Genomic DNA, 1,234 nt, shown 5'->3' on the forward strand with positions numbered 1-1,234 from the left:
GGTTGTGGATTCAACCGGTCGATGCAACAGATTGGCTAAATCGTTCAGCGGGCGTTTCGTAGTTTAGTGTTTTCCGGGGGCGGCTGTTCAGCTGCCTTGCCACTTCATTGAGCGTGGCTTGCGAGTGCTCCGCCAGGTCGGTCCCTTTCGGGAAGTACTGCCTTAACAACCCGTTGGTGTTCTCATTCGATCCCCGTTGCCAGGGACGATGAGGGTCGCAGAAGTAGACCTTGATGTCGGTAGCCACTGTAAAGCGCTTATGGTCAGCCATCTCTTTGCCACGATCCCAGGTCAGCGATTGGTAGAGTTCCTCGGGAAGTTCGCGGGCGTTTTCGATCAGGGCGCTGATGACCGTCTCGGTATCCTTACCGGCCAACTTCACCAGCATTACGTAACGGGTATGACGCTCCACAAGAGTGGCAATCTGGCTATTCCTGCTACCGCACAGCAGGTCACCTTCCCAGTGACCTGGCACCGCCCGATCCTGAGCCGCGGCCGGGCGTTCGCGGATCGATACCGCGTCTGTGATTCGACCGTGATTTTCTTTCTTCTGCGTGTGATGGCGCGAGCGACGCATGGCTCGCGTTCGCCGTAAATGCTCAAGCAACTCCTTCTTCAGAGCCCCGCGAGCCTGTATGAAGAGGGTGCGATAGATCGTCTCGTGTGACACCTGATAGCTCGTATCGTCCGGGTAGGTGCGCTTCAGCCAGCCGGCAATTTGTTCCGGTGACCACTGCAATTGAAGCTTGTCTGCAACAATTTGCGCCACCGCTCGGTGCTCAACAAGCTTGCAGACCTTGGGGCGATGGGCGCGATCCCAGGCCGCCTGATCCGCTCGATTAGCCCGGTAGCCTCCTTGGCCACCGTTGCGTCTGATCTCACGACTGATCGTAGAGGCTGCTCGCCCTAGCAGCGCGGCTATGGAACGGATCGAGTTACCTGCCACCACTGCACGCGAAATCTCTTCGCGTTCAGCCAACGTCAGCGCCAATCTGGACCTGCGCCGTACAGCGGGTCTGATCCCCCCGGTCTCCGCCAGGATGCGCTGTATCGATGAGTGGTTTCGATCAAATAGTTGGGCGATGTGCTGGAGAGAGTCGCCTTTCTGCCAGTGATCCCACATCAGTTTTTTCTGGCTTTCGGTGTAATAGATCCGAGGTCTCTGCTTCATCTGCAACACTCCTTCTGCTCACACAGAATTTAGTTGTGTTGCATCGACCGGTTGAATCCACAG

General features: G+C 56.9%; 1 protein-coding gene. It reads right to left on the reverse strand.

Translation table 11 applies throughout. The features are described from left to right. Positions 1–10: 10 nt before the first annotated feature. The gene (locus tag ACCD00_RS30620) at positions 11–1,171 is read right to left on the reverse strand and encodes an IS30 family transposase (protein WP_413428923.1); all 1,161 of its coding nucleotides are present in this window, start codon (positions 1,169–1,171) and stop codon (positions 11–13) included. Between the last annotated feature and the right edge of the window lie 63 nt (positions 1,172–1,234).

The organism is Pseudomonas sp. Pseusp3 (assembly GCF_047304225.1).
Lineage (GTDB): Bacteria > Pseudomonadota > Gammaproteobacteria > Pseudomonadales > Pseudomonadaceae > Aquipseudomonas > Aquipseudomonas fluorescens_CD.

Coding starts and splice junctions, on each gene's coding strand:
- ACCD00_RS30620 (WP_413428923.1), bottom strand. CDS start 1,171: ATGAAGCAGAGACCTCGGATCTATTACACCGAAAGCCAGAAAAAACTG.